The organism is Alteromonas sp. DY56-G5 (genome assembly GCF_041414725.1).
Lineage (GTDB): Bacteria > Pseudomonadota > Gammaproteobacteria > Enterobacterales > Alteromonadaceae > Alteromonas > Alteromonas macleodii.
Map to the genome: position 1 here is coordinate 1 of NZ_JANHZQ010000053.1, position 26,407 is coordinate 26,407.

Sequence of the window (26,407 nt, forward strand, 5' to 3'; positions counted from 1 at the left end):
ATTATTTTTTCATAATCATAACAGACTCAATGTTTTAATTCCTAATGCCGATTTCGAGGGGATGGGCGCAAAACCCCTATATTGAATGTCGATGCGACGCAACGGATCAATGAAAACCTTGTTGCTTTTGAGCAGAATTTACTCTTTTGGTTAAACGAAGCGAATACAAAACACCAGAGCGGTTACCGCGTTTCATTTTTCGCGTAATCTGCATGGTAGACAGCTTGGTTTTTATCAGGGGATGTTTGAGACTTCATGAAATTTTTGAATAACAACCCGCTAAAGCCGAAATGTTATCACAAGTGTCTGCATTGCTGGTAGAAAACGATATGGCTACTGTAAGACAAATAACTGACGTAATAGAGTCAAGAGAATGCAACTCTTTGTGGTCAAAATACACCAACTTCAAAGAAGAACGACCAAAACTGTTTGAGTATTAACGGTAGTCTGGGTTTGTTGGCACTAAAAGCACAATCTTCTCCGAATTAATCTTGCGTTGCTGTAAACACATTAGCGTTGATATCGAGAGTGTATCGACACACGCATTTGCGCGCAAGCGCATATGCGTTTATCAAGCATTACTCTGCTGCCTTGACTCTACCTTCCCTCATAATGTGCATATCTCATCGTAATTTTATGTCTGCGGCAGCATAGCGGATATTAATTACTGAAGGTGATTTATGGCAAAGTAAAAGGTGCATAGTTACACCGATGAGCTAAACCAATAGATAGTACCAAACAGCGCAAAAAAGATAGGTTGATGCAATATGTAAACCGCTAAACTATGCCGTCCGAGAAGAGTCAAGTTATTCGGGATATTCCATTTTGCAAACGGATCAAATCCGCTTTTCAAAACGTGCCCTATCGCAATACCAAACAATACAACACCTATCCATGGAAAAATCGCAACGTAATCGTTTGGAGAATGAGGTAGTGACAAACTGATCAGATTAAATGGCCATTTACTGGATACTAGGCCAATGTTAAACAACGTGACCGCAACAAAACCCAACAACAGCGACAATATGGGTTTTCGAATCAACGGAACACACAAAACACTTGCTACTACAATAAAATGCAATACGCCAAAGAATATCCAGTTTGCATTAAAAAAATAATACGTAAAAAGCGATATTACCGCGGCCCAGAACGCTATGGAAAACAGCCGCAGTAAAAACATTTTTAGATTAAATTTTCGAAAATTCCCGAGCACGAGCGACGCGCCTACACTCACAAAGAAGAGCGTCAATATTACATACCGAAACTCCCTCCACCCTTTTCCATTGGGGACATTCCAATCAACCCAACCAAAAAAACGAAGATCGTAAGCAAAATGGAATACAACCATCAACACAATGGCTAACGTTCGTATTGCATCCAATGTGATATTGCGATTTTGCACGGAATTCAACGTTGTTAACGGTGCTTATGTGGCTTATTATCACGGGTGGATGAATGCGAATGAATGACCTTCCATCCTTCATCAGTTCGGCGAAACAAATAGGTTTGAAATCCTTTTTTATCAAAAACTGCGCCGGTTTTGCGCACTTCTCCTGAAACATTTACTGTCGTAATTGCCCAAGCGAAGTCTCCTTCAACGTTTGTTTCGATATCTAGAATATCAATGGTCAATCGTTTCAATACCTCTTTTTCCGGCTCTACATGATTTTTGACCAAATCCTCTAAACCTTTATTCTGACTGCCTGACTCAATGTAACGCGCACCTACCTGGCCAAGATAGTGTTGATAGAACGGCATACCGTTACCAGACTCCCACCCCTTTTCAATATCTTGGATCATTTCTAGTATCTCTGTTTCGTCGTTCGTTTGCTCAGACGCATAAATGTATGGTGATGTGGCCAAAAAAATAACAACGCAGCTTGCATAGAAAAGTTTCATTATTGTGACCTTTTTATTTTAGTTTGGTGGGGAGTTAGTGAGACCAATGAATATGACTGATTTTCCACTGTCCATTGATCAGCGTTAAAAAGAGCGTTTCATTGCCTGTCCTATCAATATCTCGACCTTTATAGTTTCCAGAAGTGTGACTTCTTGAAATGGAGACAGCTGTATTACCATGCACACGAACATGATGCTCAATCGTCTTCGTGGTTACGGCAGATGAAAATTGCATGTCTGCTTGCAAATGATGTGCACGATATTCGTCGGCACTGCGCTCAATTCTGCCACCTTCCAAAATAAGGACATTATCGGCAAGTAAGCTCATGACTGTCTCTGCATTAGCGTCGGAGAGTGCTTTGTGGAATTGTTTTGCTATTATTCCTGCGTCGGAGTCTAGCCCTGAGAACATAGGACTATTGCTGGTGTCGTTATGCGATTTATCATGAGCATTAACACTGTTAGTTAATAGCAAAGGAAAGAGTATGATTGACAACAAGTAGATTTTTTTCATTTTGTGTTTCTTCAATAATTGGGGCCTACGGCGGTACTTAACACCACCGTCACCATTAAAATAGATATCCCTATACAAAGTTCGATTTGGATTGATTTTTGAAGCGTTCGAGGACTGGTTATGCCGGTTAAAAGCTGAGGAGCCAATCGCAGTTTGTGTAACAACGCGATCAGAAAGATGGCACCAACAAACAACAGCTTAACAAGCAATACAAAGCCGTAGTTTGTGTCAAGCAAACTGCTAACAGAACGCACAAGTTGCCAAGCCAGTAGTAAACCAGCAATAATTAACCCCCCAATGGGGTATACAGCCGATTTCCCAAATTTTGTCATGACGAGGTGCAAATTGGGGTTAGAAAGCGCTACGCACGTCCTTGAAAGAGGCCAGAGTGAACCCACCCACGCGAGCGCAATAACGGCATGAGCAGCCAGGATAAACTTGAAACTAGGTTGTAACTGTTGAGTATGCCCAGTTAATGTAAATGTATACCCAAATCCTGCCAACGCAATAACAATGAAAATTCCAAGAGAGTGATTTGAAATAAAAGCATTTTTTCTAATTGAATGACCTAAATAGGTTAAATATAGTAGCGCACTTGCGAACAGCACTAGTCGACTTTTTGCAACATCTCCGAGCGTTGAATGCGCGACCATCTCTCGCATAACGGGGTCAAACATACCAGCGTATCCAGATTGAGCGAGCTGCCCAACCTGAAACAAAAAGTCAAAAGCACTAAAAATGATGCCAATGACCGCAAACAAACGCATGTGCCTTGTTACCGTTGTTTGTAAGCTTGCGGGTAGAGTAAATTTGGTGTCAGTATCAGTATTGGTAATGCACAAAATCCAACCACCACCAAGCAGCGCTGATACGCCGAGATAAACACCAAACTTTGAAATCAACAACCCCAACTGCCAAATGTCCATAGCGTCCTCTAATGGTTGCCGTGCGTGCTGTCGTGCTTTTTATCGTTATGTTTCATCATTGAAGCATGCACCATAAAACTAAAAGCCCCTTCCATTTTGTGACCGTCCTGACCTAGCAACATCCAATTGACAGTGTATGTATCTACTGGTAATCCGGGTAATTCGTAACTAAAGGCACTAGCGAGTTCCGTACTTGGCTTAAACTCAAACGGAATGGTTTCCCCACTTTTCGATTGCAATGTGACTCTAGCCAACCTTACAGGCTTGGTAAAAACCAATGATAGTTCAGGTGGAGATGACATCAACATCGCATTATCCTTAGGCGTAGATGTCTTGAGTGTTGTGTGAGCAAAAGTTGAAAAACTTAAGGCTATCATGAGCATTGAAAAGATTAGTTTCATTTGAAGTCTCCTTAGACTTGATGGGTTATAGATGACACAAATGCTTCAATATTGATGGCATTTGGGTCAATGGTATTGTCGATCAGCAAGCCTGTGACGTCTTTCATCATCGCGCTGGGCCCAGGTAAAAAAATGTTCACCCTGAATGTAGTAGATATCAAACCAGACCATGTAAAGGCCGCTTAACGACCAAAACAACACCTGCCCGCCGACCAGCAGCATAAGCCAACGATGTGAACGGCGAACAGGTCCTTTCATTACGCAACGACAGCCAAGTATTTAAGCTGTTGTTTGCGCCATATTAAATAAATGGCAGGCAATATGAGTAGTGTCAGAATAATCGCACTAACCATTCCTCCCACCATCGGCGCGGCAATCCGACTCATGACTTCGGACCCCGTACCAGAGCCATATAAAACCGGCAGCAATCCAAAGATGATAGTGGCCGTTGTCATCATGACGGGACGAACACGCAATCCTGCACCGTGCAGTACTGCCTCGGTCAACATCTCGGCGCTCGGTAAGGTACCCCCTTCTTTGCATCTATCCATCAGTGCCTGATATTCATGATTGAGATATACAAGCATAATGACTCCTATTTCTACAGCGACACCGGCCAAGGCAATGAAACCTACGCCTACGGCCACGGAGAAATTAAAGCCTTCGATGTACATAAGCCATATGCTGCCAACCATCGACAATGGCAACGTCCCCATAATAATCGCCACTTCAATGAAGTTTCGGAAGTTGAGGTACAATAGAATAACGATTATAGCGAGCGTCAAAGGCACAACGTAAGTGAGCTTCTCCTTTGCCCTTAACATATACTCGTATTGGCCAGACCAATTAATTGAATAGCCGGCGGGTAAAACGAGTTGTTCAGCAACAACTTGCTGCGCGGTAGCCACATACGTGCCTATGTCTACACCATCGATGTCAACATACACCCATCCATTGAGCCGCGCGTTTTCACTCTTGATACCCGGTGGTCCGTCTTCGATGTAGACGTCAGCAACATCAGCTAAGGCTATACGTTTTCCTTGTGGTGTCACTACAGGTAACAAAGAAAGCGACTCTGGAGAGCTTCGGTATGACTGCGGATAACGAATATTTACTGGATAGCGCTCCAGCCCTTCTACACTCTGTGTTACGTTAACACCGCCAATTGCACTAGAGACAATTTGCTGAACATCAGCGATATTGAGCCCATATCGGGCGGCTTTTTCGCGATCAATGTCGACTTTCAAGTAGCGACCGCCAGCGACGCGTTCAGAATACACTGAAGCCGTGCCATCGACGTCAGTTAATATTGACTCAATTTGTTGGCCGATTTTTTGAATTTCCATTAGATCGGGACCACCAATTTTAATCCCAACAGGGGTTTTAATTCCTGTGGCAAGCATGTCAATTCGGGTTTTTATTGGCATCACCCATGCGTTGGTTAAGCCCGGTAAATTGACCACTGCATCAAACTCTTTAATAAGGTCCTGCGTGGTCATCCCTTCTCGCCATTGTTCTTTGGGTTTCAATTGAATGAATGTCTCAATCATGGTCAGTGGCGCGGGGTCCGTCGCCGTATCCGCCCGCCCTACTTTGCCAAATACCGTTTCTACTTCTGGCACGGTTTTTATTAATTTGTTGGTCTGTTGAAGAAGCTCTCGTGCCTTCCCGATTGATATGCCGGCATAGGTGGTTGGCATATACATCAAATCGCCTTCGTCAAGCGGGGGAATAAATTCACTACCAATTTTATCAATTGGCCAAAGCCCGATAGCCAAGACAATCAATGCTGCGACCATCGTTGACTTTGGAAAGCGCAAAACTGTCTTGAGCGTCGGTATGTATAAAAACGTTAAAAACTTGTTGACTGGGTTTTTGTGTTCAGGCAAAACCTTTCCACGTACAAAATACCCCATTAAGACTGGGACCAGTGTAATCGCAAGTGCCGCTGATGCAGCCATTGCATATGTTTTCGTATAAGCAAGAGGGGAAAACATCCTCCCTTCCTGGGCCTCAAGCGTAAAAACAGGTACAAAACTAACCGTAATGATCAACAAACTGAAAAATAACGCAGGTCCAACTTCGACCGCAGAATCGATAACAACCTGCCAGCGATTTTCCTTGGTAAGAGGCGTCTTTTCCATGTGTTTGTGCATATTTTCAATCATAACGATCGCACCATCACTCATGGCGCCAATGGCAATAGCAATGCCGCCCAACGACATGATATTGGCATTGATCCCTTGCATATACATAACGATTAGCGCGGTAATGATCCCGACAGGAATACTGATGATTGCGACGAGTGACGACCGAACATGAAAAAGAAAAGCGACACATACCAAAGCGACTACGATAAACTCTTCCACTAGTTTCGAAGCTAGGTTATCAACGGCTCTTTCAATTAATGCGGAACGATCATAAACAGTGACCACCTCAACGCCATCAGGTAGTCCTTTTTTTAAGTCCTCTAGTTTTGCTTTGACGCCATCTATCGTTTTTTGAGCATTCTCACCAAAACGCATCACGACAATACCGCCGACTGTTTCCCCTTCGCCGTTTAGCTCTGCTATACCGCGGCGCATTTGTGGACCGATATCTACAGTGGCAATATCCCTTATTAAAAGCGGTGTGCCATTGTCATTGACGCCAAGAGGAATGGTTTCGATATCCTTCTTATCAGAAATATACCCCGTGGCACGAACCATGTACTCAGCTTCTGCAAGCTCCACTACAGAGGCCCCAACTTCTTGATTTCCTCGCTTTATTGCCATCTGAATATGAGAAAGCGGTATACCGTAAGCGCGGAGTTTTTCAGGATCTACTTTCACTTGATACTGTTTCACCATACCCCCTAGCGCCGAGACTTCGGACACGCCAGGCACAGTTTGGAGCTCAAATTTCAAGAACCAGTCTTGCAAACTGCGTAATTGAGAAATATCGTGTTGGCCGGTTCTGTCGACCAATGCATACAGATAAACCCAACCAACGCCTGTGGCATCTGGACCTAATTGCGGCCTGGCGTTTTCAGGTAGATTGGGGGCAACTTGCGATAAATATTCAAGCACCCTGCTTCTTGCCCAATATAAGTCGGTATCATCATCAAAAATGATATAAACGTAGGAGTCACCGAAAAACGAATAACCTCGAACCGTTTGTGCACCCGGTACGGAAAGCATGGCGGTCGTTAGCGGGTACGTTACCTGATCTTCTACAACTTGTGGCGCTTGACCAGGATAACTCGTTTTGATTATCACTTGGACATCGGATAAATCTGGGATCGCGTCTACTGGCGTATTTTTCATTGTAACTAAACCGCCACCGACTATGATGATGGTTGCGAGTAAAACAAAGAAGCGGTTTGAGACCGACCAACGTATGATTGCTTCTATCATTCGTGCGCTCCTTCATGTTGGCTGTGATCCATCGTTCCTTTATCAGATGCTTGTATATGTAATGTGGTAATAACGTACGCACCGTCTTGGGTTTTGGTAATTTCGATGTGCAGTCGCATACCAGCGGTAATGTCAGATAAATCAATCTCATTAGCGACGTTGAAATCCATTGTCATTGCAGGCCAATCCCACGCCTCAATAGTGTCATGTTCAAGGCTTAACTGGTTGTTAGCACTCATCACTGCATTGACCGTTGCTTGAGTCCACACAGCGTCGACAGCGGTACTTGTTTCACTACTTGCCTCTTCAACAACATGAATGGTAGAAACAAGATATTCGCCACTTGAGGATTTTGAAATTTCAATATGCGCAAGCGTTCCAGAGGCCAAATCAGACAAGGTTATGTTATCTGCCACATTAAAATCCATCGTCATCGCGGGCCAATCCCACTCTTTTATCGCGGGATGATCGACATTTATCATTCGATGCCCATCCATTACAGAATTAATCTTGACTTCAGCCCAAACGCTTTCAGACATCGTCGCCTGTGTACTTTGTGCTGAATCGATAATGTGCACGGTTGTCACCACATATTGACCATCAGTTTGCTTACTGATCTCGATATGTGCCGATGAACCACCTTTGACCGTTGCTAAATTGATATGCTCCGCTACCACAAAATCCATGGTCATCGACGGCCAATCCCATTCTGGAATTGGACCATGTTTTGCAGTTATCATGTTGTGAGAAGGCATCACGTCTGTGATCATCACCTCTGTGAAGACCGATGTTGGACTTTCTTCAGGGGGTTCCATTCGCTTAAAGTCAGAGCTAATACTGCTCTCTGAATCAAGCATAAATTGAGCGGAGGTGACAATGCTGTCACCATCGATCAGTCCTTCAAGTACTTCTGTAAACTCGTCAACCACTCGCCCAATTTTGATTGCAACTGATTTAAATTTTCCATCTCCCAATGCCAATACAACGCGATTTTGATTGCCTGTTCGAATAACCGCTTCGGTTGGCACGATCAAGTTGGTCGAATCCATATCAGAGTGGATAGTCACTTGAGCGAACATGTTCGGCTTTAACGTATAATCTTGATTAGCAAAGCGAAGACGCACACGCAGTGTGCGGGTACTCTGTTCAAGGGTTGGGTAGACGTAGTCTACAACGCCTTGCCACGTCTTTCCGGGGAGGAAATCTAATGTCATAGTAACAGGCAACCCTTCCACTATTTGGGCGGTTTGTCGCTCAAATACCTCTGCATCAACCCAAACCTCATCCAATGCACCAATCGACATGACTGTAACGCCAGGTTTTATAAAAAAACCTTCTCGAATGTTTAAATTATCTACGAATCCGGTTTGGGGTGCGGAAAAGGTAACGGTTTGCTGAACATTTTTTGTTTTTATTAACGTCTCCACGACGTCTTCAGGCACTTGCAATGCATTTAAGCGAGAACGAGCAGCTACGATCAGATCTTTGTTGTTTCTGCGCATAGCAAGCAGCAATTCTTCTTGTGCATTCACTAACTCAGGCGAGTATAGAGAGTAAAGTGGTTCCCCTTTTTTAACATATTCTCCTGATGCTTTTACATGCAGTGTTTCTATCCAGCCTTCAACGCGAGGATGCACATGGATTAATGTTTCTTCGTTGTATTGAACGTACCCGACAGTTCTAATAGGGACATGCAGCGCGCGGCGCTGCACTTTCGCAGTTCGAACACCAAGATTGTTCTCCACATTTGGCGCTATAGTAATTGTTCCTGGGCCCGCATCACCACTTGAACTTTCTTCGTAGACAGGAATGAGATCCATGCCCATCGGAGACTTTCCTGGTTCGTCTCTGCGGTAATTTGGGTCCATCGGCGCAACCCAATACAACGGTTGCTTCTCTTCGTTTTGCTCATTATTCGCGGTGGATGATGAAGATGGTATCAGAAACGTGAATGCCAACGCAGTCATAATACCGCCTGCTACCCCGCCTATGACGAGTGCTTTAATTGTGCTCATTGTTGTTCTCCGATTTGAGACAAAGGAATACCTGCGTTGGTATCAAAGTAATAGTTGAGTTGAATTTTTGTTTTGACCAAATCCACACTGATATCCAGTGCGTCAATTCTGGCATTAAGATCCGCAATACGAGCACGCACTACCTCAGCAAAGTCTCCTTCGTCGTTGGTATAAGCATTGAGCGATGCCTCAGCTTGCTCTTGCATTTGCTCTAACAATTCGAGTTCGTACAGCGCTTGTCGCTCCATTAATCGCTCATTTTCCGCATATAAAGACTGGATGTATGACATCATTTCTCTGAGGACTAAGCGCTTGTCGGTTTTAATGGCTTCAGATAGGCTTACGGCAGCCGAAACCTCTTGGTCTTGGCGGTTTTCTGTAAAAAGAGGTACATCGAAACTTACACCCATCGATAAAAAATCTGCTCGACTTGTACCGTCGGGCGTGTCGTCTCTGTAGGCGTAACTAGCGTTAACCCCCCATTGTGGCTTGTATTTTTCTTTGGCAAGGTCAATACCGGTTTGGCTGGCGCGAATTCTTTGCTCTATCGAGAGGATCAAAGGGTGTTGATTGAGAACCATTGCAAGCGATTGTTGATCTCTGCGCTCAAGTATTGTTCTCATATTCTGCCCCATGTTTTTGATCTCAGGTAGGGCATGCGGCAACGTTAATCGAGAAAAGGCATCAAATCCCGATTGACTTGGATAATTTTGATCTCTAACTAGCCACTCTAGAAGCTTCCCTGTGGCTCTTTCTTCTAATGCTCGTAGTTTAGTAAGTCGGTCTTCCAACCTTGTTAATTCCAACTTTGCACGAACGATATCTTGCTGATTTACGCGTCCAAAGGCAGTTGAATAATTTGCCTTTGCGATATCGCTGAGCTGTTCAAATAACGCTTTATCTTCATCAATTAGCTTTACACTTTGCTGCGCCCGATATATTTCTAACCATAAGTTTGATACTTGAACGCGTGCTTTGGCCACTCGGTCGGCTCTCATCAGGGGATGCTCTGCTGCTTGCTCCCGCAATTGACGAGACCTTATGGCTAACGAATCACCACGAGGAAACATCTGTGACACACCTACTTTTAGCTGAGTCATGGGCTCTTGATCAAACGCAAAACCATCAGTGGGTACATTTGCTAAACCGATGTTGACAACGGGGTCTGGTAGGCTCGAGGCGACGACACTACTGGACAATGTGGCACGTTCACGATGTGCACTGCTAACGAGCCATGGATCATTTTCTACCGCTATTTCTACTGCACGTTTGAGCGTTAATTTTTCATTCGCGATAGCGGGAGAGACCATCGAGAACGAGAACGCTCCCCAAATAGAAACAAAAAGACAAAACCGGTTCATTAGAATTGCTCCTCATAGGTGTTGACTTCAGCAAAGGTCGTAACTGAACCATCTACATTGAGTTGCAATACAAGGTAAGGTTGGAATCGTTCGTCAACTTCCATGCCCGGCGATCCAATTGGCATGGCTGGAACGCTCAACCCTAAAACCCCTTCAGGAGGGTTTTCTAAAAATTGTTGGATGTATTTTGCGGGTATGTGCCCCTCAAATACAAACCCGTCCTGAGAAAGAGCAGTATGGCAGGAGCGATACTGGGGTTCGACGCCATATTTATCTTTGACTCCGGACATTAGCGTGACATTTGTCACATCTGTCTCAAAGCCATGTTCTTCAACATGTCGCACCCATTTTTGACAACATTTACATGTTCTACTCTTGTAGACATGTAATGTGAATTTCGGTGCCTGTGTTGCAGACTTTGCATCATTCTTTGCCTGCAGTACATCACTGCACGCCGTTAAAAAGAGGACTAAAGAAAACAAAGCCCCAAACGGTATATTTTTGTTCATAAACAACTCTCACATATATTGGATTTTGCACGCTTTACGATGGAAACGTCACGTGCAGTAACTGTTAGTCTTTACATCGACTAATCTAATTACACGAGAGAGTATTTTGGGGGGCGTAAATGTATAGCGATAAAGACTTTATGCAGCCTTGTTTGTTTGCTTAGGGCTGGGGTGTTCAACAGTTTTGGTGTTTCGAAACTCTCCCCAGCCAACATGCCGAGCTGAAAGACTGCCATGGGACAACAGCAATTTTGATTGCAACAACTCTCTGATGCGTCGTGTGATGAGTGGTCCATGTGATGACCGATTCTGTTATCTATTTCATGCACCATATCGCTTGCACATGGCGTAGCTACACTCGCGAAAGACCCGCTTACTTGCACGCTCAACAAAGCGATAACAAAGAGGTATTTGACGAATGAAAGTTTCACTTAAACCTGACTCCTTTAATGAAACGCGTTTTCACGGATTAGCTACGGCAATGAGAATATCAAATGGCCCTGACAGACAGATTACCTTGACATTACAATTTTGTAATCATGAGCGATATTGATAGCGAAAATGTATTTTTAGTTGAATATTTGCGACTTCGAGCTACGATGTGGCGCGCTCATTAGTATATTGAATACTCTGTTGGTTGCTGGCATACGTTTTATTATTAGTATACTAACAGCATTTTACGATTGCGGTGTATTCAACAGGCTTACTCCATTGAATTAAAGCTATGCAGCAGGTTAATCACATACCATGAAAATACTTGTAGTCGAAGACGAAGTAAAAACGGGCGATTACATCAAACAAGGGCTAATTGAATCCGGCTTTGTTGTAGAATTAGTAAGGACTGGCCTGGATGGTCACCACAAATCGATGATTGGTGATTATGAATTAATCGTACTCGATGTAATGCTGCCCGACATAGAAGGTTGGAAAATCCTGTCTTCATTGAGAGAGTCTGGTAAATTTACACCCGTTCTTTTTTTAACCGCTCGCGATCACGTTAATGACAGAGTCAAAGGACTTGAGTTAGGCGCAGACGATTATTTGGTTAAACCGTTTGCTTTCGCGGAACTCCTCGCAAGAGTGCGCACCTTGATCAGGAGAGGGACGTCTGTCCCTAACAACACGTTACACATTGCAGATTTGGAGCTTGATATCCCTTCTCGCGTTGCGAAGCGCGGTGGCAAAGTAATCAATCTGACGACTAAAGAGTTTACATTGCTTGAACTAATAGTCAGACGTCAAGGTGAAGTATTGCCCCGTTCTTTGATCGCCTCTCAGGTATGGGACATGAATTTTGACAGTGACACGAATGTCATTGATGTCGCTATCCGAAGATTGCGCGCAAAAATTGATGATGACTTTCCTGTAAAGCTAATTCAAACTGTCAGGGGGATGGGCTATAAAATGAGTGTAGATGATAGTAACGAATAAACTAAAACGGCCAAACTCTCTTGCGTTTAGAGTCACTATACTTGTTGGCATTACCGTATTTTTGTGCCTTACAATAATCAGCTTAATCGTTCAACAATCAATTGCAACGCATTTTGCTGAACAGGATGCTGATGAATTAAATGAGGTATTCCATGCTGTAAAACGAAAGCTTAGCGAAGCATACACTGAAAAGGTGGCACCTTCGAGTATCCTCGTTGAAGCAGTGTCTGGTCATCATGGAGTCTATTACCTTGTGCAAAATGAAGATGGAGAATCCGTATTTTCGAGTAAAGGCGTTAACTTGCACAAATACCCCGGTCAATTGTTTGACAACGATCTCATAACGCCTGATATGTTGACACTTTTTTTTGATGGATCCCATATGTTGCGAGCAACTGAAGCTCTCGTGACCGTCAGCACTGGTCAGAATAAGTCTACATACCGTGTTGTGGTAGCCTCCAACATGGAATTTCACATGAATTACATGGAAGACTTTGAAAAGACGTTATGGGGCATTATTTTCGTGTCTGGTTTGATCACGATAATAGTGGCACGTTTTGCTGTGTATCGAGGCCACTCGCCGCTACGAAAACTGAGTAGAAAAATAGGTTCTATTACTGCTGACAAGCTCGATATCCGACTAAATCCTTTAGAGGTACCGGTCGAGCTCGCAGGATTAGTGGGGTCGTTTAATGCTATGATTGAACGACTCGAAGCTGGCTTTGAGCAACTTTCATATTTTTCTGCGGACATTGCGCATGAATTGAGAACACCGGTCACAAACCTGACAACTCAAACGCAGGTTATTCTGAATCAACCGCGCACTGAAAGTGAATATGTTGATATTTTATATTCTAATTTGGAAGAATACGAACGTATGACCAAGATGGTCAGTGACATGTTACTTCTAGCCAAAACGGAACATGGACTCGTCAAGCCACAGTTAGAGCGACTAAATTGCCGAGCAGAGCTTCAAGAATTAGTTGAGTATTTTGAACTACTGGCAGAAGAAAGACAAATTCAAATTCGCATCCGAGGGGCCGATGCCACAATTGATTGCGATAGGTCCATGTTTCGACAAGCTATGAGTAATCTATTATCAAACGCAATTCGATATTCCTTCGAAAACGCGATTGTTAAGGTAGCAGTATCTACCAACGATGAACATACAAAAATTACCGTTTCAAATCCAGGCCCGAAAATCTCTGATGACCATCTTCAGAGACTTTTTGATCGCTTTTTTAGAGCAGACCCTTCACGAAAAAATCATGGTCAAGGCGTTGGTTTAGGATTGACTATCGCTCGTTCATTGCTTCACATGAACGGAGCTAAACTAACGGTTAGCTCAGATGACAACTTAACCGTATTTGTTGTTTCATTCCACAAATAATCAATCAAACTTCGTCCTGGAATCTAAACAGGTGGTCACTTTCTGAAGCTGATGTATCGGCCACTTCCCCTCATTTGTCATGTTTGCACTTTCCAACACCTGCTTCATAAAACTGGACATTTCATCATTAATCTTAATACAGTTGCTGGTATAGGCTTTACTTGTGTGTATCAACAATTGATCTAACAGTTCGGAATAAGTTGATTAATACCTTCGGAAAAAACCAAGCCTAGAGCCTCACTACCAAATTGGGAAACTCATTTTTCAGTTCCTCAATTATTGGATAAAGAATGATAACCTGCTCACTGTGAAAAACACCTGGAGCCAGATGGAAAACGCACATCTGTCGTGTTGTTTCAGCTGCTATAATAGTCGTCATCATTGACTCATTGTGGCCAATCACACTTAGGACTATTTCATTCGCATCGTTTGAAATTTTCCCACACGCTCGGACGGTGACGCCACAAATATCAGTGCCATTGTGTATGTTTATAAAAAGCCAAAATGCTATTTTTCGAAAAAACGGATTGCACAGGAGCAAAAAATTGGGTTAAAGAAGTTGCACAGTAAGCACCTATGCAGCACGCGCATATCGATTGATCATTTCCTTCGCAGTGCTGTGCATCTTGGTTCTTTTTCTGAATGAAGTGTGTGATTATTTAAATTAGTATGTTCTACGTTTGATAAGGAATCATTTGAGGATATATGAGATTCTGATGTGTCGTGACCATCACATATAATTGGGTTCGTCATAGCAAAGCCATGCTGTGAAAGCAGCGCAGCTATTAGTACTAATTTAAACCATTTATAAATGCCTGACACAAATAAACTCCATCAGTGAGTAAGGAAATAGTAGCGGTATTCCGTTATTCTTACTTTGACGCAGATCAACACAAAAAAGTGCGTAGGGCCTTTAAATATTAAAGCCGTAATCAACTAGTTTAGTACTCTTGATTCATATAGCCTTAAACTACGCTTAGAAAGTACAACATAGCCATCATTTATAGCAATGCTTTTAATTAGTGCATCCTCAAAGATTACGCTACCGCACGTGAAATCGTGACTGAAAGTTGTGACTTCGACATCATTTGCGATATATAACGCGTTATCTAACGAAATAAGAATCCCAAAGTGCCCGTATTGTCGAAGAGCATGACTAAATTGAGTGGTGTTTTGATCCCAATTTACAAACCTTCTTTTTACTGGAGGTAGACTTTGGAATGACGCTAGCTTTTCCAATTGAGGTGTGGCGTTATTATAAAGCTCATTAAAGTTATTGAGTAATTCTTCTAACAGAGTTTCTGCGAGTAACTGAGACTTGACCATCAATGATGATATCGTTTCATTGTCTTCGACCTCAAATTTCTCTTGGATTAGGATGCTACCTGCATCAAGTTTCTCAGTAAGTTTATGAATGCTAACACCCGCGTTCTCAGGGTTGTCGATAATGTAGGTTAGTGGGGTTGGGCCTCTACTTTTGGGTAGTAAAGATGGGTGGATATTAATCGCATATTTTATTTCGTTTATGGGTAGTTTGTATCCGTAATCTGCTACAACAAAGACTGTCTGCTCGTCATTTAAATATTCTTTAAGAGTCACGACACTTGGGCGTTCGGTGGAATAAACAATATTGTGTGTACGACAAATTCGTTTGATAAAGCTCGCATTTTCCTGAACATCGTTTATGAAAACGAGCTCAATGTTCAATCTAATTTTGATTAGAAGTGACAAACAATTCGAGAATAAGTCACTTCCAAAATAAACTATCTTCATATATGTTTGCACCTTCTGAGAGTAGCGAATGCCATGCTGCTTAGCAGTACACTAAATATTGCAAATGATTTAACAAGTGCTTTCATGATTACCTCTATCTTTGGTTAATATTCGGTTTTTAAAAATTAAAATTACTTTGATTGTCAAAAGTGCGCATTTATTTGTTTAACTTTGACTTCAATCGAATTGACTGTCGTAGCTATCTACTTTCGCGTAAGGTTCGTAGCTCCCATCTTGATATATAATGAAAACGGTATAAGGCATAAATTGCTCTGCTACTTCCATTCCGGGTGAACCTACTGGCATAGCCGGAACAGATAACCCGATAGCCTTTGGATGTTCTTCTAACAAAAATCGTTTTATAAACTTAGAAGGGACATGGCCTTCAAATACAAAGCCACTTTCTGTAACAGCGGTATGGCAAGAGCGAAGACTTGGCGAAATTCCGTATTCGTTCTTGATGTTGCTCAAGTTATGAAAGTCCTTTGTACGTAGGTGAAACCCTTGGCTTTCTAGATGGGTTATCCACTTTTTACAGCATCCACACGATGGTGATTTATAAACTAATAATTCGAAGACATCGTTTGCGCCATGGTGGATATTTGCCATGGCAACGCCAGGTAGAATTAGCAGTAATACCGCAGCTTGATAGGTGATTTTTTTTAACATTTTTGCCTCCAGACAAAGCTGGCACATATAGGTACATTAGCACCTAGATAATAAACAGGAACTGAAACAAATTGTGCGTGAAATTTGGACGCACTAACCCTGTGTTAGGCAAATATCGGGGGGCGAAAAAGTGAGGAAGTTACTGTAACTGGTTGTTGGAAGAATAAGCCAAATGAAGCGTCCGGCACCACTGGGCGTTGAACAATCATCATGAAAGCTATAAGGACGGGAGCATGAGTACAACCACCTGGTGGGCATGTGCATTCCGACGTGTTGCAACAATCTTTAATACTAGCGTTCTCGGAACTGCTAGAATCTACTCTCATACCATGGCTCATGTTCATAGAGCAATTCGATTCAGAATTGCTATTGTAGTGTTTGTTGTCAATAGCCATTTCAAAACTCATAGTATCTATAGCCATAGCTTGCCCAACGAGGGCAGATAGCACTGTAAATACTAGTATTAATTTTGATAGGGATTTAGACATTTTTTAAGCATTGAACATAACCTATACGGAGAATAATGGATTTTTTCGAATTGGTAAACAGTCGAGACTAATTTGTAATCAGAATAGCCCATTCATCGGCAGAATTTTAGAAATAGTCATGATGAGAGAAATAGCCTACAACAATGCAAATTTTTAGCCGCGCCACTAAATCCGTAATTCAGATACTGCGATAGAACTTGAACGCTCTAAGTAGTTGCCACAATGCTTTCTCTTTGTCCAGTTCCATTAACGTTATAACAGGAGGTACCCGGACTTACACAAAAAATTGAGGAGGCTGACAAATAAATGCTTGAGGAACTCGCGCTCTGACAGATAGAGTTTTTGATGTCGGCGACCTTATTGACAGAAACCTAAATTCTGAGAGGTGTTTGAATTTATTAGATGAGAAATGATTCTTTTCTGTATTAGGGAATCATGAAAAACTAATATTAGAAATCAATTTGAGCAAGCTATACCAATCTGAGCTTTGGTATCAGAATGAAGGTAAATGGTGGCAATACTTAGACAATGAGCTTAAGAATAAATATTTTAACTTAGCTAACAAGTTACCTCTTTCGATATCTATTGAAACGAACTTTGACAACATTGGAATAGTCCACGCAGATCATCCTTTCCATTCTCGGCCGCCTACATAAGACTGTCAAAATTATATTAAGCAAATTCTTTGGGAAAGGATATTATCCTAATAACAATATCAAAGACCCTAAATCTACTTTGTATAAATTCTCTGAAGATTTTATACACATATTCAATTACCGAAACTTCAAACTTACTCACAGTAAAATAAAGTTAGACTGCTAAAACAAAAAGCCCCGCATTTTCATGCAGGGCTTTCTGAATAATGGTGCCTCGCTCCGGGATTGCAACGCGCGGCGCAGCCGCAGGGGCACGTTAGCGTGTGCCTGTGTTTTCAACCACCGGGATCAAAAAAGCCCTCGCATTTCTGCAAGGGCTTGAATGATGGTGCCTCGACCCGGGATCGAACCAGGGACACGCGGATTTTCAATCCGCTGCTCTACCAACTGAGCTATCGAGGCTGAAACTTGTTAGCGTTCTAGGCGTTTGCTGCCTGTCCTGCTGTGGGTGCGTATTAAACGGTTTTCGCCTTCACAAGTCAACCGTTTTTCTCGCTTTTTTTGCGCTTTTATTACTGTTTGCGCATTGTTTGCTCAAAAAACGCTTTTTTGCTTATTTTTCAGGCGGAACGTAGCCTTCAATCGTAGGCTCTACGTCGTCAAACAAGTATGCCGACATTTTTTCTTCTAAAAACTTACGGGCATTCGGCTCCATCATATTCAACTTGTGTTCGTTAATTAGCATGGTTTGCTTTTTCTGCCATTCGGCCCATGCTTCTTTAGAAATGTTGTCGAAAATACGCTTACCCAGCTCCCCCGGGTAAAGTTGGAAATCTAAGCCGTCAGCTTCTTTTTGAAGCTTGCGACAAAATACCGTTCTTGCCATGTTATTTCCTTTCGTTCGCTATCTGCTTAGCAAAAAATATTGCGTTGGGCTTAGAACGCCTAACGCATTAACTGCTGAATAATCTTGGTTGTAGGTGCCGCCAAACCAACTTCAATAGGCTCGTTCAACGAAAACCAACGAAATGCCGTTTCGGCTACGCGCTTTGATGGAGCAGAGTTTACCACGGCCACCACCGGGGTGATATCTAAATGAAAATGGCTAAAGGTATGACGGAACCCTTCAAGCGTTCGGGTTTCGTCGACACTGATACCTCGCTTGGCCAACTGCTCAATCCCCTCTTCTATTGAAGACACCTCAATAAAACCATATAGGCCACCCCACAGCCCTGTTGAGGGACGCTGCTCTAAATACACTTGGCTGTTAAACTGTGCCACCATCATATAGGTGGATTTCTCCGGTAGCGCCTTTTTCGGCTTCTTACCCGGGTAGTCGGCTTGCGCGCCTTGGGCGTAGGCAATACAGTCGGCTTGAAGCGGGCACTCATCACACTTTGGCTTGCTTCGCGTACAGATCATCGCGCCCAAGTCCATCATCACCTGCGTATAGTTGGCACAACGTCCGCCTTCTGAATTGGTAGGCGTGTTTTTCTCGGCCACTTCCCAAAGCTGATTCTCTACCTTTTTCTGTCCCGGCCACCCGCCGATTGCATAGTATCGGGCCAGCACACGCTTCACATTGCCATCTAATATAGGAAAGCGCATATTGCGAGATAGCGAAAGTATCGCCCCAGCGGTAGATCGCCCTATGCCGGGCAAATCCATGACTTCTTCTAGACTATAGGGAAACTCGCCGTTGTACTTTTCTACCAGCGTATTCGCAGCTTTGTGAAGATTTCTTGCTCTTGCGTAGTAGCCAAGCCCAGTCCAATGATGAAGCACGTCGTCTTGAGAAGCCTTAGCCAAGTCGTGCACGGTGGGAAAAGACGCCATAAAGCGTTTAAAGTAGGGAATTACCGTGGTGACTTGAGTTTGCTGCAGCATTATTTCCGACACCCACACCTTATAAGGCGTAACGTCTTGTTGCCAAGGCAAATGCTTTCGCCCGTGTTTATCAAACCATGCGAGTGCTCGCTCTGCAAAGCTACCTGTATATTGTTGTTCTGTCATAATCGTCTGTATGGGCAGTTACTACCGCTTGGTCGTTTTCTACTTAGCGACCATTCATTAAAAAGCGCGCTATGGTAGCATGTAACTAGCCAGTTTATTGTTAAGGAGCACACGTGTCTGTGCAGCACCCTGTTTTATTTTTTCCCGGTACGCTCTGTGACGAGCGCGTATTTCTACCGCTTTGGCGCGAACTAAATATTGCACAACGTCGTTATGTACCGCTTCAATGGGCAGCATCGCTAGAAGAAATGCTGGCATTAAGTGAAGATCGTATTCTTGATAACGAAAAAGTGCACCTTGTGGGTTATTCGATGGGCGGGTTTATAGCTGCATTAGTAGCACAGCGCAATCCTGCCAATATTGCTTCGCTAACCTTAATCGGTTACAACCCAGAAGGGTTATCAAAAGAAGAAATTGTAAAGCGTAAGCAGCTTACTACTATGCTTAAGCAAGGTAACTTTAAGCCCGACAACGACGCTTATCTTTCGCGATTTATCCACCCTTCCCGCTTAGCGGATGAAAACGTGGCTGGCGTTGTAAAATCGATGGCGCAGGATTTAGGTAAAACAACGTTACTCAACCACACGCTAGCAACCACACCACGAGAAAGTACCGTTAAAGCGCTCGCAAAGATCAACGCGTCAGTAACGTTTATTACTGCCCAGCAAGACGCCATTGCACCAGCAGAAACAATTAAGCAGCTAAAAAATGTGCTACCCAAAGCGACGTTCCACACCATCAGTGACGCCGGGCATATGGTAGTACTTGAGAAAACTGACGCCGTAGCGTCTATTATTGCGAAACAAATTGGCGTATAAAATTACAGCATTTTTGCCACGATAGCGTTGCATAAGCCGTGGGTAAGTGGATAATGCGCCACCATAAAATTGGGTAAGAAAGGCATTGCAAATGAGGCAATTCAAAAGTCAGGCGGAAGCAGAAGCCGCTGGAGTATACGTAAGCAAGGTAAAAAGCTTCGTGAAACGCGAAGGTAGACTTACTAAAGCACAAGAAAAAGCGCTAGAAGATCACTGGCCAACCAAGGGCATTGACTACGCTGAAGCACCGTTATCGCTGTCAGAAATTTTTGGCCGAAGCGCACCTGTCGTTGTAGAAATAGGCTTCGGTATGGGCAAGTCACTGGTTGAAATGGCCGCGAATGCCCCTGAGAAAGACTTTATCGGCATTGAAGTTCACCGTCCTGGCGTTGGCGCATGTTTAGCTGAAGCAAGCGAACAAGGCGTCGAAAACCTGCGTGTAATGGACCATGATGCGGTAGAAGTCCTTAAAAATATGATCCCAGACGGTTCACTGTCTCGCCTACAGCTGTTTTTCCCAGACCCTTGGCACAAAAAGCGTCACCACAAACGCCGTATTGTTCAACCTGAATTTGTTGAGCTGGTTCGCACCAAATTAGCTATTGGCGGTTGTTTTCATATGGCGACGGATTGGGAGCAATATGCTGAGCACATGTTAGACGTTATGATCAATGCCGACGGTTACACCAATACTGCAACTAACGGCGACTATGTACCTCGTCCAGACTACCGCCCAATTACCAAGTTTGAAACCCGTGGCCAAAAGCTTGGTCATGGCGTTTGGGATTTAATTTTCGAGCGTACTAAGTAATGATTTTATCTCCTCAAAGCCAACTGTTAGAACGAAATATCGCGCTTTTCGACGAGGGCCAGTGGGCATTTATCAATCCCTCTGATGCGTATTTTCTGGACGGTCTTAAATCGCAAGAAGTCACGGTAATTCACCAATATTTCGATATTTTTTCAGAGTGCGTAAGAGTCGTACCTTCGGTATCGTTTGATAGCCGAGATATTACGCGCACAGGTTTTGAGGTGACGCAAAAAGTCGGTAATCATACCCATATTTTTACGCCTTTCCTTGCACTAGAGAAATCTCACACTGACGTGATGATTTTCTTACCCAAAGCAAAAACCCATTTTCAGATGCTATTGCGAATGGCAGCCAGCATGGTGGGCCAAAATGGTCGTATTCACGTGGTGGGTGAAAATAAGGGCGGTATAAAAAGTGCTGCTAAGTTGATGGACCAATACGGCCCAACCCAAAAGGTTGATTCTGCTCGCCATTGCAGCCTTATCACCGTTTTGGTTGAAGAGCCGCACCTAGCCTTTGAACCCGATGCATGGCTTGATACGAATACGTATCACGTTGAGGGCACAGCTTGGCAAGTGGCCTCTATGCCTGGCGTATTCAGCTACAAAGAACTGGATGCGGGAACTGAGCTTTTACTAGAAAAACTCTCAACATCACTGAGTGGTGAAATTCTGGATTTCGCATGCGGCGCTGGCGTGATTGCCAGTTATATAATGCTTAAGTATCCGCATTTGAAGCTTCATCTTACTGATGTCAGCGCACTTGCGGTTTACTGTAGTGCACTCACCCTAGCAGACAATGGGTTATCAGCAACACTATATGCTGCGGATGGATTGCACGGTTTTACTCAAAAAGTACAGCATATTGTCACCAACCCGCCATTTCATACTGGCATTAAAACTGACTACACCATCACTAAGCGCTTTATTTCTGACGCTAAAGCAAGCTTAAGTCGTGGCGGCACTATGCAGATGGTGGCAAACCGATTCTTACCCTACCCAGGTTTACTCGCTGAGCACTTCCAAACGGTCTATACCACAGCACAAACGTCGCAATTTTCTGTTTATCAAGCGGCTTTGTAATTAAAAAAACCATTAGCTTGTGCTAATTTAGCTTTTCTACCTGTTGCTCATGCCATTGCGTACTCCACGCAATGGCATACGGCGCTTTTTCCTTACACTATATTTAAGCATTACAAGTGCACTGCACGTTACGCTCTGGGGGATCACCTGTGAATATTGTATTTGCTATTTCAGAAGTTGAAGAATTGGTAAAAACCGGCGGCCTTGCAGACGTTGGAAAAGCACTCCCACTCGCGCTAGATACCTTGGGCGAAAGCATCACCATTGTTATGCCTTATTACCAAGTACTGGCTGAACAGTTGAACCTACCAACTATAATCGAGCAACAAACCCTGTTTACTGAAGGTCAGGTGTACCATTTTGATATTCGCTACATGCAATGGCACGGTATTCCTATTTACTTTGTAGACTCGACCGAATACTTTATGCGTGAAGGGCTGTACGCCAACGCATTTGAGGCCTATGAAGACAATGGTGAGCGCTTTAGCTTTTTCAGTGGCGCCGTACTCCAAACGCTAAAAGCTATCGATAAAAAGCCTGACATTATTCACTGTCACGACTGGCATGCGGCCATGCTGCCGTTTTTACTTACCCACGACAAATCCGGGTATTTTGACGGTACTAAAACCATATTCACTATTCATAACGCGGCTTTTCAAGGCGTGCATAAGCTTGAGAGCATTCCCTTTCTTCGCCATCATCCAAACATTCTGGCGCAAGTGCACGGCGGTTACATCAATATGCTGCAAAGCGGGATTGAGTTTGCCACGAAAGTGACAACCGTAAGCCCTAACTATGCAAGCGAGTTACTCACTGACCTGGGTAGTCATGGCCTGCACGAGCGGCTTGTAAATCGTCAAGCCGACTTAAGCGGTATTCTTAACGGATGTGACTACACGCAGTGGAACCCCGAAACAGATACATTCCTACCTGAGAATTACAGTGTAGAGAATCTTCATCCAAAGACCGCATGTAAGCGAGCATTACAGGAGAAGTCGGGATTACCTGATAATGGCAATGTACCTCTTATTGGAATGGTATGCCGCCTGACTGAACAAAAAGGCTTTGGCTACATACTGCCCATTTTGGACGATTTAATTAAGCACAATGTTCAAATGGTAATTGTGGGCACAGGCGACCCTAAAGTGTGTATGGACCTTGGCGAATTCGCTCAACAACACCCTGACCAATTTGCGTTTATAAACGGGTTTAGTTCCGAACATGCCCATTTGGTAGAAGCCGGCGCTGATTTCTTCCTAATGCCTTCTCAGTTTGAGCCGTGCGGATTGAACCAGATGTACAGCTTAGCTTATGGAACCATCCCCATCGTACGTTCGGTAGGCGGACTCAAAGACACGGTTATCGATTACAGCAACGATAGTGAAGGTACGGGTTTTGTGTTTGATGATCCTACGCCACATGCACTGCTATCTTGCATTCGTCGAGCTCTGCTGGCGTTCTACGAAGATGCCGGAAAATTCAGGGCGATGCAGCAACGTGGAATGCGAACGCGATTTACATGGGAAGCAGCGGCGAAGAATTACCAGCAACTATACGTTTCAACCCTCAACTAAAGGGCTTTGCGTACATTAATTATTGTTTATGGGCGCCTTCCTTTTTGCGCATTTTTGCGCCACTATGAATATATGGAAGACGCGAATGGACAATACGCAAAACGGATATGACGGATAAAGTAGTCAAGCTTACGATTAAAAGCCTTTTCATTTGGGTGGTAATGTCAATTACGACGTTTTCGCTTGCAGTGTTATCCAGTCTTGCCGTCTACACGCAAATTAAAACCTACCGTCATGAACTTGAGTCTAACGCACTCATGTTAGCCAAGTTGGTCGCAAGCAGTTCAGCTATGTATCTTTATGACGAAACGCCAGAGCGCATTGAACTTGCCCTAAGTAACCTTGCTGCCGCCGACCATGTATTAAATGCCCACGTTTACAAAGCGCAAAGCGGTAACTTAGAGCCCCAGATTTTCGCCTCTTATAACAAGGAAGGCCAGTTATTGTTAGGAGGCAAGGAAAATCAACTGGCGTCCATGTTTATGACACCTCAATTGGCCGACAATGGGCAATACCTTGAATTAAGTGCAAAAGTCTTCGACACTGAGACGAACATTCAGTTGGGCTGGATATATTTACGAATTTCCTCAGAGAATTTTAACCAGCTTGTTGGAAAGTCGATTTGGCTTAATTTGGCAGTAGCCTTGGCGCTTTTGGCTATTAGCTTTTACTTTGCAGTGCGTATGCAACGTATTGTAACTGGCCCCGTTGAAGACATTGCTAACTTCTTGCAGCGTACTTCACGACAACGTGATTATTCAGCCCGTGCCAGCGGCTCCACTATTAGAGAACTCGATATCTTGGCTGACGCCGTGAATGTGATGCTGTTTCGCATGCAAGAGTACATGCAAAAGCAACGACAGGCGGAGGAGCAACATAGAAAGCTCAATGCCAGCTTAGAAGATATGGTAAGTCACCGAACCACCGCCCTTAAGGATGCAAACCAGGAACTTATTCAAACGTTAGAAAAGCTACATCAGTTTCAGCGTCAAATTGTACAGAATGAAAAGATGGCCTCGCTCGGTGATATGGTTGCGGGCGTTGCGCACGAGGTAAATACTCCGATAGGTTTAGGCGTTACTGCGTCGACAATGATGTTAGACAGGTTAGCGGTTATTCAAAAAGACTTTGAAAATAAAACGCTGAAAGCCAGTGCAATGAAACGCTTTTTGGATGAAAGTAACGAAAACCTCAACATTATTTACCGCAATTTGAACAGAGCTGCCGAACTTATTAGCAGTTTTAAGCAGGTTGCTGTAGATCAAACCTCAGAATCTAGTCGAAGTTTTTGCGTTGTACAGCTAGTTAATGAGATACTATTGTCATTGCAGCCTCGACTCAAAAAATTAAAACACAACATCAACGTAGATTGCGACCCTACCCTTAGCGTTGAAACGAAGGCTGGCCCAATAAATCAAATCTTGATTAATTTAATCATGAATTCGGTTATTCATGGGTTTGAAACCATGGATGAAGGCACAATTGATATTCGTGCCGAAATGGTGAGTAGCAATAAGCTCAAGCTTGTTTATACCGATAACGGAAAAGGCATTTCCCCAGAAATTCGCAAACGGATATTTGACCCCTTTGTCACCACGAAGCGTGGGCAAGGTGGTTCCGGATTGGGAATGCACTTGGTATACAACTTAGTAACGCAAGCCCTTAATGGTTCAATATCGATCACCAGTGAGGAAGGCAACGGCGTAGAATTTGTAATTATCTTCCCCGTTGTTAATGCGAAAACGTCAGAATAGTTGTATAAAGTATGAACTTTTCTTGATTTTTATTGGCTAACCCCAATACCTTAACAGTAAGAATATTCACAAGTTGCTTGCAATCAAGTACATGAATATTAAAATTTAACCAGTTAGTTGCTTAAATCGTATTTTAGAAAGAGTGTAGAACACCATGCAGACGCCAAATGTGTTAATTGTTGAAGATGAGGTGGTAACCCGTACCACGCTTAAGAGTTTGTTTGAAGCGGAAGGGTATAATGTGTTTGAGGCCGAGAACGGTGATCAAATGCATGATTTCTTCGAGAATCACGCTATCAATTTGGTTATCATGGATATTAACCTACCGGGTAAAAATGGCCTTATTTTGGCACGTGAAGTACGTGACCGTAAAAACGTTGGGCTCATCTTCCTAACGGGTCGTGATAACGACGTTGACCGTATTCTAGGTCTTGAAATTGGCGCAGACGATTATCTGACTAAGCCATTCAACCCTCGTGAATTGACTATTCGCGCGCGCAACTTACTGTCTCGTACTACAAACTCTTCAGAAGACGACGATTTACCAAGCCGTGTAAGCTTCAACGGTTGGACGCTTGACGGTGATAGCCGTTCATTGATTTCGCCTAGCGGCAAAGAGTTCCGTCTACCACGCAGTGAATTCCGCGCTCTTCACCTTTTCCTAAGCAATCCAGGTAAGATCCTTACCCGTGAGCAGCTAATTATGGAAATGACGGGGCGTGAACTTCGTCCGAATGACCGTACGGTTGACGTAACGATTCGTCGTATTCGTAAGCACTTCGAATCAGATCCTTCAGATGAAGAATTGATTGTAACCATTCACGGTGAAGGTTACCGTTTCTGCGGTCAGGTTGACGGCTAAGACGTTGCCTGAACGAGTTTTGAATTAATGAAAAGCCGCTACTGTGTAGCGGCTCAGATTGATGATAAACCCCTCTTTTTTCGGAGGGGTTTATTTTTTCTAGCAGCCGAAGGCTGCGATCGCGAT

The 26,407-nt window shown here is 43.5% G+C and carries 22 protein-coding genes and 1 tRNA gene; 8 read left to right on the forward strand and 15 right to left on the reverse strand.

What is annotated here, in order from left to right; all coding sequences use genetic code 11:
* Positions 1-703 precede the first annotated feature (703 nt).
* The 9 genes from NO989_RS18935 to NO989_RS18975 form a co-directional block, all read right to left on the reverse strand.
* Positions 704-1,402: a heparan-alpha-glucosaminide N-acetyltransferase gene (locus NO989_RS18935; protein WP_371343026.1), complete on the reverse strand. Its 699-nt coding sequence runs from the start codon at positions 1,400-1,402 to the stop codon at positions 704-706.
* A gap of 14 nt (positions 1,403-1,416) precedes the next feature.
* Positions 1,417-1,899 carry a nuclear transport factor 2 family protein gene (locus tag NO989_RS18940; protein ID WP_371343027.1) on the reverse strand — a complete coding sequence of 161 codons (483 nt, stop codon included), beginning with the start codon at positions 1,897-1,899 and terminating at the stop codon, positions 1,417-1,419.
* Between the two features lie 34 nt (positions 1,900-1,933).
* Entirely contained in the window at positions 1,934-2,395 is a 462-nt protein-coding gene (locus tag NO989_RS18945) for a DUF4440 domain-containing protein (RefSeq protein ID WP_232363009.1), read from the reverse strand.
* A 29-nt stretch (positions 2,396-2,424) separates the two neighbouring features.
* Positions 2,425-3,339: a copper resistance D family protein gene (locus tag NO989_RS18950; RefSeq protein WP_015066006.1), complete on the reverse strand. Its 915-nt coding sequence runs from the start codon at positions 3,337-3,339 to the stop codon at positions 2,425-2,427.
* An 8-nt stretch (positions 3,340-3,347) separates the two neighbouring features.
* Positions 3,348-3,740 carry a copper resistance CopC family protein gene (locus NO989_RS18955; protein ID WP_156079163.1) on the reverse strand — a complete coding sequence of 131 codons (393 nt, stop codon included), beginning with the start codon at positions 3,738-3,740 and terminating at the stop codon, positions 3,348-3,350.
* 257 nt (positions 3,741-3,997) lie between these two features.
* Positions 3,998-7,135 carry an efflux RND transporter permease subunit gene (locus tag NO989_RS18960; protein ID WP_020742692.1) on the reverse strand — a complete coding sequence of 1,046 codons (3,138 nt, stop codon included), beginning with the start codon at positions 7,133-7,135 and terminating at the stop codon, positions 3,998-4,000.
* The gene (locus NO989_RS18965; protein ID WP_156087392.1) at positions 7,132-9,150 is read right to left on the reverse strand and encodes an efflux RND transporter periplasmic adaptor subunit; all 2,019 of its coding nucleotides are present in this window, start codon (positions 9,148-9,150) and stop codon (positions 7,132-7,134) included. Before NO989_RS18965 ends, NO989_RS18960 begins: the two co-directional genes overlap by 4 nt.
* Positions 9,147-10,511: a TolC family protein gene (locus tag NO989_RS18970; protein ID WP_014996986.1), complete on the reverse strand. Its 1,365-nt coding sequence runs from the start codon at positions 10,509-10,511 to the stop codon at positions 9,147-9,149. The genes NO989_RS18965 and NO989_RS18970 overlap by 4 nt, the downstream gene beginning before the upstream one ends.
* Positions 10,511-11,020, reverse strand: coding sequence for a DUF411 domain-containing protein (locus NO989_RS18975; protein WP_012516831.1), 510 nt, complete (start codon positions 11,018-11,020; stop codon positions 10,511-10,513). Before NO989_RS18975 ends, NO989_RS18970 begins: the two co-directional genes overlap by 1 nt.
* Positions 11,021-11,767: 747 nt before the next feature.
* Between NO989_RS18975 and NO989_RS18980 the strand changes: the two genes are divergently transcribed.
* Together NO989_RS18980 and NO989_RS18985 are read left to right on the forward strand one after the other, a co-directional pair.
* Complete coding sequence (locus NO989_RS18980) at positions 11,768-12,451, forward strand: heavy metal response regulator transcription factor (protein ID WP_156087391.1); 684 nt, start codon at positions 11,768-11,770, stop codon at positions 12,449-12,451.
* On the forward strand, positions 12,435-13,841 hold the full coding sequence (locus NO989_RS18985) for a heavy metal sensor histidine kinase (RefSeq protein WP_069945556.1): 1,407 nt from the start codon (positions 12,435-12,437) through the stop codon (positions 13,839-13,841). Before NO989_RS18980 ends, NO989_RS18985 begins: the two co-directional genes overlap by 17 nt.
* A 936-nt stretch (positions 13,842-14,777) precedes the next feature.
* Here the strand turns inward: NO989_RS18985 and NO989_RS18990 are convergent.
* From NO989_RS18990 to mutY, 6 genes are all read right to left on the reverse strand, one after another.
* The gene (locus NO989_RS18990) at positions 14,778-15,614 is read right to left on the reverse strand and encodes a formyltransferase family protein (RefSeq protein WP_012516828.1); all 837 of its coding nucleotides are present in this window, start codon (positions 15,612-15,614) and stop codon (positions 14,778-14,780) included.
* 177 nt (positions 15,615-15,791) lie between these two features.
* Positions 15,792-16,283, reverse strand: coding sequence for a DUF411 domain-containing protein (locus NO989_RS18995; protein WP_012516827.1), 492 nt, complete (start codon positions 16,281-16,283; stop codon positions 15,792-15,794).
* 104 nt (positions 16,284-16,387) lie between these two features.
* Entirely contained in the window at positions 16,388-16,771 is a 384-nt protein-coding gene (locus NO989_RS19000) for a CopL family metal-binding regulatory protein (RefSeq protein WP_148288986.1), read from the reverse strand.
* Positions 16,772-17,753: 982 nt separating this feature from the next.
* Positions 17,754-17,829: transfer RNA gene (locus tag NO989_RS19005), tRNA-Phe, on the reverse strand.
* Between the two features lie 151 nt (positions 17,830-17,980).
* Positions 17,981-18,253, reverse strand: coding sequence for an oxidative damage protection protein (locus NO989_RS19010; protein WP_014947929.1), 273 nt, complete (start codon positions 18,251-18,253; stop codon positions 17,981-17,983).
* Between the two features lie 59 nt (positions 18,254-18,312).
* Positions 18,313-19,380 (reverse strand): A/G-specific adenine glycosylase, encoded by a 1,068-nt coding sequence (mutY, locus tag NO989_RS19015; protein ID WP_110288991.1) that lies wholly within the window; start codon positions 19,378-19,380, stop codon positions 18,313-18,315.
* A gap of 113 nt (positions 19,381-19,493) precedes the next feature.
* Between mutY and NO989_RS19020 the strand changes: the two genes are divergently transcribed.
* The 6 genes from NO989_RS19020 (at position 19,494) to arcA (ending at position 26,281) form a co-directional block, all read left to right on the forward strand.
* Entirely contained in the window at positions 19,494-20,198 is a 705-nt protein-coding gene (locus NO989_RS19020) for an alpha/beta fold hydrolase (RefSeq protein WP_278711765.1), read from the forward strand.
* Between the two features lie 91 nt (positions 20,199-20,289).
* Positions 20,290-21,009, forward strand: coding sequence for a tRNA (guanosine(46)-N7)-methyltransferase TrmB (gene trmB, locus NO989_RS19025; protein ID WP_014975405.1), 720 nt, complete (start codon positions 20,290-20,292; stop codon positions 21,007-21,009).
* Complete coding sequence (locus tag NO989_RS19030) at positions 21,009-22,091, forward strand: methyltransferase (RefSeq protein WP_342326029.1); 1,083 nt, start codon at positions 21,009-21,011, stop codon at positions 22,089-22,091. The genes trmB and NO989_RS19030 overlap by 1 nt, the downstream gene beginning before the upstream one ends.
* Positions 22,092-22,240: 149 nt before the next feature.
* Entirely contained in the window at positions 22,241-23,665 is a 1,425-nt protein-coding gene (glgA, locus tag NO989_RS19035) for a glycogen synthase GlgA (RefSeq protein WP_371343028.1), read from the forward strand.
* Between the two features lie 107 nt (positions 23,666-23,772).
* Positions 23,773-25,419, forward strand: coding sequence for a sensor histidine kinase (locus NO989_RS19040; protein ID WP_039236941.1), 1,647 nt, complete (start codon positions 23,773-23,775; stop codon positions 25,417-25,419).
* Between the two features lie 154 nt (positions 25,420-25,573).
* Positions 25,574-26,281, forward strand: a complete 708-nt coding sequence (arcA, locus tag NO989_RS19045) for a two-component system response regulator ArcA (protein ID WP_014947922.1) — start codon at positions 25,574-25,576, stop codon at positions 26,279-26,281.
* Positions 26,282-26,407 lie beyond the last annotated feature (126 nt).